The sequence below is a fragment of the Frankia sp. CgKIO3 genome, assembly GCF_977946435.1.
In genome coordinates, this window is sequence record NZ_CDWTMO010000010.1 from 41997 (window position 1) to 48605 (window position 6609).

4 protein-coding genes and 1 pseudogene are annotated in these 6609 nt (G+C 71.5%); 3 read left to right on the plus strand and 2 right to left on the minus strand.

Annotation, left to right across the window (positions count from 1 at the left end):
* A partial coding sequence (locus tag AC08OJ_RS02535) for an iron chelate uptake ABC transporter family permease subunit (RefSeq protein ID WP_476594970.1) occupies positions 1–615 on the minus strand: 615 nt, incomplete at its 3' end.
* Positions 616–1050: 435 nt separating this feature from the next.
* Here AC08OJ_RS02535 and AC08OJ_RS02540 point away from each other — a divergent pair.
* From AC08OJ_RS02540 to AC08OJ_RS02550, 3 genes are read left to right on the plus strand one after another with little or no spacing between them, the layout of a single operon-like run.
* Positions 1051–2475 carry a lysine N(6)-hydroxylase/L-ornithine N(5)-oxygenase family protein gene (locus AC08OJ_RS02540; RefSeq protein ID WP_476594971.1) on the plus strand — a complete coding sequence of 475 codons (1425 nt, stop codon included), beginning with the start codon at positions 1051–1053 and terminating at the stop codon, positions 2473–2475.
* Positions 2475–4208, plus strand: a complete 1734-nt coding sequence (locus tag AC08OJ_RS02545; protein ID WP_476594972.1) for an ABC transporter ATP-binding protein — start codon at positions 2475–2477, stop codon at positions 4206–4208. The genes AC08OJ_RS02540 and AC08OJ_RS02545 overlap by 1 nt, the downstream gene beginning before the upstream one ends.
* Complete coding sequence (locus tag AC08OJ_RS02550; RefSeq protein WP_476594973.1) at positions 4205–5980, plus strand: ABC transporter ATP-binding protein; 1776 nt, start codon at positions 4205–4207, stop codon at positions 5978–5980. The genes AC08OJ_RS02545 and AC08OJ_RS02550 overlap by 4 nt, the downstream gene beginning before the upstream one ends.
* Before the next feature lie 201 nt (positions 5981–6181).
* Here AC08OJ_RS02550 and AC08OJ_RS02555 read toward each other — a convergent pair.
* Positions 6182–6304 (minus strand): annotated as a pseudogene (locus AC08OJ_RS02555) (IS6 family transposase); the annotation flags it as partial.
* Positions 6305–6609: the final 305 nt, after the last annotated feature.

Sequence of the window (6609 nt, forward strand, 5' to 3'; positions counted from 1 at the left end):
GGGGAGGGCGAGCAGGAGTCCCGCCGCCATGAACGGCGCCGTCGCCTGCAGCCCGGTCGATCCCAGCGCGGCCAGCGAGCCGACGTCCCAGTGCCGGAACTGGTCGAACGTCTTGGTGTCGATCAGCAGCACGGCGTTGACGAACGCGCCGAGGACGGCCGCGGCGGCCGCGCCCGCCACCACCAGGGTCGCCGGCGTCGTCGCTGCGCGGCCGGTCGCGCCGATCATGAACACGGCGACCGCGGTCAGGGCGGCGCCGGCGAGCGCGAACCACACGTAGCCGCTCGGGCTCGTGACGCCGAAGACCGAGATGCCGACGACGACGGCGGCCGACGCGCCGATGTTGACCCCGAGCATCCCCGGTTCGACCAGATCGTTGCGGGTCAACGCCTGGCTGAGGGCCCCGGCCACGCCGAGCGCGGCGCCGACCACCAGGCCGAGCAGCGTGCGCGGTATCCGCAGGTTGTGCACGACCAGCGCGGCGGACGAGCCGTCGTCGTGCCACAGGACCCGCCACACGACGGTGAACGGCAGGTGGTTGGCGCCGACCCAGACGCTGAGGACGCACATCCCGACCAGAGCGAGCGACGTCACTACCAGGCCGCAGACGCGCACTCTCCGTGATCCGAGTGCGCCCCCTTGCCGCCGTTGCCGCCGGCCGGGCGGGGCCGCTGCCGCCGGATCGGGCGGGCGCGGCACCGTCGCCTCAGCCTCCGCGACAGCTCGCACCGCCCGCCTCACAATCTGGCAAAATTTGTAAAGATAGGTTAACTTACCTATGGAGAGCCTAACCTGACTTCACGGTCACGTCCAGCGGCCGCCCGGCGCCGGTAGCGCCGGCCGGGGTCCAGCCAGCCGGGGTGGCCGGGATCCAGCCAGCCGGGGTCTAGTCAGGGGCGGCCGCGGGCCCGGCCGATGGCGCCGCCGGAGCGTGCTTGACACCCAGGGAGGTCACCTCAGAAGATAGGTAAGCCTTACTTTACCGGATTAGCGTACGCTTCTCGTTACCGACGGGAAAGGGCGGCGCGCCCAGGGACCGGAGGATCGGGTGTGGTGAGAGGTCCGGCGTCCACGGACATCGGCATTCGGGACATCGTCGGAATCGGTTTCGGCCCTTCGAACCTGGCGTTGGCGATCGCCGTGACGGAGCACAACGCGCGCGTTTCCCCGGCGGCGGCGCTGAGGGTGTCTTTCCTGGAGCGCCAGCCCCGATTCGGCTGGCACCGGGGAATGCTCCTCGACGGGGCCACGATGCAGGTATCTTACCTCAAGGACCTGGTAACCCTGCGGAATCCGGCCAGCGATTTCAGTTATCTGTCGTTCCTGCATGAGCGGGACCGCTTGGTTGACTTCATCAACTACAAGACCATGTTCCCGCTGCGCCAAGAGTTCCACGACTACCTGGAATGGGCCGCCCGCCGATTGGATGACCTGGTCGAGTACGACACGCGGATGGTCGACATCCGGCCGGTCACCGTCGACGGCGAGGTCCGGATGGTGGACGTCGTCGGGGTGCGGGGGACGACCGGGGAGACGGTCGTCCGCCGGGCTCGCGGCGTCGTCATCGCCGTCGGGCTCGAGCCGACGGCGCCAGCCGGCATCGAGCTGTCCGAACGGGTCTGGCACAACCACGACCTGCTCAGCCGGGTCGCGAACCTGCCATCGCCGGTGCGCGACCGGTTCGTCGTGGTCGGGGCCGGGCAGAGCGCGGCCGAGGTGACCGAATTCCTGCACACGAAGTATCCGCGGGCTGAAGTCGTGGCCGTCTTCTCGCGGTACGGTTACAGCCCGGCGGACAACAGCTCGTTCGCGAACCAGATTTTCGACCCGTCCGCCGTGGACGATTTCTACGCCGCGCCGCCGCCGGTGAAGGACATGCTCAATACCTATCATCGGAGCACGAACTACTCGGTGGTCGATATCGACCTCATCGACGAGCTCTACCGCCGTGTCTACCAGGAGAAGATGCAAGGCCGGGAACGGTTGCGCATCATGCGCGCGTCCCGCCTCGTCGAGCTGCGTCAGCTCACCGACGGCGTCGCCGCCGACGTCGAGTTCATGCCGACCGGCACGCGGGAAAAAATAGAGGCGGACGTCATTGTCTTCGCCACCGGGTACCGCTCGCGAGATCCACGCCAGCTCCTCGGCACGATGGCCCGGCACTGCCAGACCGACCCGGCCGGCCACGTGGCGCTCGACCGCGACTACCGGCTGGCGACGGCGCCCGGCGTCCACGTCGACCTGTACGTGCTCGGCGCGACCGAACACTCCCACGGCATCTCCTCGACCCTGCTCTCCAACGTCGCCGTGCGGGCCGGCGAGCTCGTGCGCTCGATGGCCGAGCGGCGCGGCCGCGCCGCAACCCCCGCGGGCGAGGGCGGCGGCACCCCGCTCGAGGCGGGCTACGTCACTCCCCGATCCGCCTGGGACAGCGGTCTCGGGGCGCTGTCGGTCCCCCGCCCGGCCGGGCGGTGATGGCGGCCGGCACCGCCGCGCTCGACTTGGCCGAGCTGCGGCGTCCCGTCCGAGGTCGGATCACGCTGGCGGCCGGGCTGCAAGCTCTGGCCACGGTGCTGGCGATCACCCCAGCGGTGGTGCTGGTGGAGATCGCGCGCCGGCTGCTGGGCGGAGCGGGGCAGCCGGTATGGCCGCTGGCGTGGCTCGCGGCCGGCCTGCTCGTGGCGCGCTTCGCGCTGTACGCCGCGGCGAGCCTGCTCAGCCACCTGGCCAACGCGGAACTCGCCTACCTGCTGCGCCGCCGCCTGACCGAGCAGGTGAGCGCGTTACCGCTGAGCTGGTTCGCCGGCGGGGTCTCGGCCCGGGTGCGCTCGACGGTGCAGGACGACGTGGCGACGCTGCACCACGCGGTCGCCCACGCCCGCGGGGACCTGGCTTCGGCCGTGGCCGGCCCGGCGGTGGTGGTCGGCTACCTGCTCTGGGTCGACTGGCCGTTGGCGCTCGTCACGGTGGCGCTCATCAGCGCGGCCCAGGCGATCCGCCTGCGGCTCGCGGTCCGCGCGACCGACCAGGTCAGCCGGATCGGTGCGGCCAACAACGAGCTGACCGCGGCCGTGCTCGAGACGGTTCGGGGCATCAGCGTCGTCAAGGCGTTCGCCGGCGGCCGGGGCGCTCCCCGGTTCGCCGCCGCCGCGGCCGAGTACGCCGACGCCGACGAGCAGGCCCAGCGCATCTTCCTCCGGCCCCGCGGGGTCGCCCGGGCGACGGTGGCCCCGGCGACCATCGTGTTCGCGGTCACCGCCGTCGGCACCGGACTGGTCGCGGCCGGGTGGAGTGACCCGGTGGACCTGGTGGCCTTCACGCTGCTCGGGGTCGGGCTGTTCGAGCAGATCACGCCGATCTACCTGGCCCAGGACCTGCGCGAGCGCTCCCGGGACGCGGCGGCCCGCATCGGCGGCCTGCTGCGCGAGCCCCGGCAGCCCGTCCTCGAGCCCGGCCGCGCCCGCCCGGTGGGCACCCCGCTGACGGTCGAGATCGACGACGTCCATTTCAGCTACCCGGACGGTCACGAAGTCCTGCGGGGGGTGAGCGCGACGCTACGGCCAGGCACGGTGACGGCGCTGGTCGGGCCGTCCGGAGCCGGGAAGTCGACGCTCGCGATGCTGCTGGCCCGCTTCGCCGACGTCACCGGGGGCGCCATCCGGCTAGGCGGAGCCGACCTGCGCGACATCGACCGGGACGACCTCTACCGCCACGTCGGATTCCTGCTGCAGGATGTCGTCCTGCTGCGTCGCTCGATCCGTGACAACATCGCCCTGGCCGTCCCGGATGCGTCCGAGGCGGCGGTGCGCGCCGCCGCCCGCGCGGCCGCCGTCGACGACCGCGTCCTCGCTCTGCCGCGCGGCTACGACTCGGTGGCCGGCGAGGACGCCCACCTCTCCAGCGGGGAGGCGCAGCGGGTCGCGATCGCCCGTACCCTGCTGGCCGGGACACCGATCGTGCTCCTCGACGAGGCCACCGCGTTCGCCGACCCCGACTCCGAGGCCGCGATCCAGGACGCACTGGCCGAGCTGGCCGCCAGCCGGACCCTGCTCGTGATCGCGCACCGCCTGTACACGATCACCGAGGCCGACCAGATCCTGGTCCTCGACGACGGGCGCCTGATCGAGCACGGCCGGCACGACGAGCTACTCGCCGCCGACGGGCGCTACGCCCAGCTCTGGCGGGCCCAGCAGGGCGGCCGAGCATGACCGGCCACCTGCGCGGCCTCGTCCCGGCCAGCCAGCACCGGCCGCTGGCGCGGTACCTGGTGGCGGTGGCCGGCTACGCCGTCAGCGAGGGCGTCGCCTTCGGAGTACTCGTCCCGCTGCTGACCGCCCTGATCGACGGCCGTACGGCCACCGCGGCGTGGTGGCTGATCCCGCTCACGGCCGCGGCGGCGACCGGCTGGTTCGCCCACTACTACCTCGGGTCGCGGGCGTTGCAACTGTCCTCGGCCTGGCGGCGCGCCCTGTACGCGCGCATCGGCGACAAGCTTCTGGCGTTGCCGTTGGGCTGGTTCGACGGGCCGGCGGCCGGGCAGATCCCACAACTAATCATCGGCGACGTCTCGCGGGTGGCCACCACCATCTTCCTGGCCGAGGCCCTGATCGGCGCGGTCCTGACCCCGCTCACGATCGGGGCGTTCCTGCTCAGCTTCGACTGGCGGATCGGGCTCGCCGCGCTGCTGGCCGTCCCGGTCGTGCTCGCCGCGCTCTCGGTCGGTCGCCGCCTCACCGAACGCACCGAGGCGGCCAACCACGCCGCCACGGCCGAGGCCGGCAGCCGGCTGGTCGAGTTCGCCGGCGCCCAGCCGACGCTGCGGGCCACCGGTCACACCGCCGCTGGCCGGGCCGCGTTGGACGAGGCGCTGGCCGCCCAGCACCGCGCGGCGCGGCGCGAGATCGTCGGCTCCCTGCCGGGCGAATACCTCGGCGAGCTCGGTATCCAGCTGGCCTTCACGGCCCTGTTCCTCGCCGGCCTCGCGCTGACCACCCATCACGGCCTCAGCCCGACCCGGATGACCGTCCTCGTCGTCCTGGGCATCAGCCTGCTCCGCCCGCTCGACGCGCTGGTCGGGCTCAGCGCCGCGTTGCGCTCCGCCCAGGCCTCGGCCCAGCGGGTCGACGAGCTCCTGGCGGTCGAGCCGCTCCCGGAACCCACGACCGGCCGCCGGATCGGCCAGGCCGGGATCGAACTCACCGATGTCCGCTTCGCCTACCCCGCCGGTCCCGAGACGCAGGGCCCCGAGACGCAGGGTTCCGAAGTGCTGAGCGGGCTGACGCTGACGATCCCGGCCGGGCGAACCACCGCACTCGTCGGACCCTCCGGCGGGGGGAAAACCACCGTCACCAAGCTGATCGCCCGCTTCTACGACGTCGGCTCCGGTTCGGTGCGCGTCGGCGGCGTCGACGTCCGCGACCTCACCAGCGCCGAGCTGCTCAACCACATCGCGTTCGTGTTCCAGGACGTCTACCTGCTCGACGGCACCGTCGAGGACAACATCCGCTTCGGTAACCCGGACGCGACCCCGGAGCAGGTCCGCGACGCCGCCTACCGCGCCCGGGTGGACTCCATCGTCGCCCGGCTCCCGGACGGCTGGGCCAGTCGCGTCGGCGAGGGCGGACAGCTGCTGTCCGGCGGCGAACGCCAACGCGTCGCCATCGCCCGCGCGCTGTGTAAGGACGCGCCGATCGTGCTCCTCGACGAAGCCACGGCCTCCCTCGACACCGAGAACGAGACCGCCGTGCACGCCGCCCTGGCCGAGCTCGCCGCCGACCGCACCGTCCTGATCATCGCCCACCGGCTGGACACGATCGTCCGCGCCGACCAGATCGCCGTCCTCGACGGCGGCCGGGTCGTCGAGTGCGGTCGGCACGATGAGCTCCTGGCCCGAGACCGGCGGTACGCCGCATTCTGGCGCGAGCGCGAACGGGGCCGCGGCTGGCGGCTGCGGCGCGACGATCACGAACCCGCCGAGTAGCTGAGCCCGTGAGACGCGCTCGTGTCAGGCTCAGGGCGCAGGCTCAGTGCTCGTGGGAGACCACCTCGACGCGAGGCACGGCCTGCCCGCACGCAGCCGTCGCCGGTTGTGGCCGACGCACAATCCGCTTCCGTGGACAGCGAACTTGAGGTTCCCTGTCCATAGGGAAGGATTGTCATGGGCCGCTGGATTCACCGGTAGCTGGATCCACCGGTAGACAGTGACGTGATCAACGTCGATACCACGCCCGGTGAGCAGTTCCTCGATATCCCGAGAGGACAGGGCCAATCGCAAGTACCGCCGGAATCCTGTGAACTCTGGCACCGACGGCGTGACGGCGTGACGGCATACCGGTCGATCATTCTGGCCGCTTCCACCGGCCCCTGCCGCAACAGACCCGGCTCGGCCAACAGGGGGACGGAGCGGCGCTTCGCGTCGAGCCGTATCGCGGGCTCCAGATCCTTATGGTAACCATACCCTTACGTTAATGATTAATATGGACTTGGTGGTCGGTCGCAAAGCCGTTCGTGTTAGATATGAACGGATCTGAACGGACCGGAGCGCGGTCACGGCTCCAATACCAGTGCCCGCCCGGGAGGCGCCATGACAACACCGCCCGTCCCTAAGGA